The sequence below is a fragment of the Nocardioides abyssi genome, assembly GCF_030412915.1.
In the GTDB taxonomy this organism is placed as follows: domain Bacteria; phylum Actinomycetota; class Actinomycetes; order Propionibacteriales; family Nocardioidaceae; genus Nocardioides; species Nocardioides abyssi.
The window spans coordinates 1-329 of the sequence record NZ_JAUHJR010000077.1 but is presented as its reverse complement, the minus strand read 5'-3'; the positions used below and the strand labels follow the sequence as shown (position 1 = coordinate 329).

Here is a 329-nt window from a genome sequence, read left to right as displayed (position 1 = left end):
CTGCTCGAGCGGGTGCACCACCCCGAGGAGGAGGTCACCGTCGGCCTCGTCGGCAAGTACGTCGACCTGCCCGACGCCTACCTCTCGGTCGCCGAGGCGCTGCGCGCCGGCGGCTTCGCCCACAGCGCCAAGGTCAACCTGCGCTGGACCCCCTCCGACGAGTGCCAGACCCCGGCCGGGGCCGCCAAGCACCTCAGCGACGTCGACGCGGTCTGCGTGCCCGGCGGCTTCGGCATCCGCGGCCTCGACGGCAAGCTCGGCGCCCTGACCTACACCCGCACCCCCGGCATCCCCACCCTCGGGCTGTGCCTGGGCCTGCAGTGCATGGT

General features: G+C 73.9%; 1 protein-coding gene. It reads left to right on the top strand.

Going from position 1 to position 329, the window contains the following annotated elements; all coding sequences use genetic code 11:
* Window positions 1-329: glutamine amidotransferase-related protein (locus QWY29_RS19975; protein WP_439117459.1), on the top strand; the 329-nt coding region annotated here is incomplete at both ends.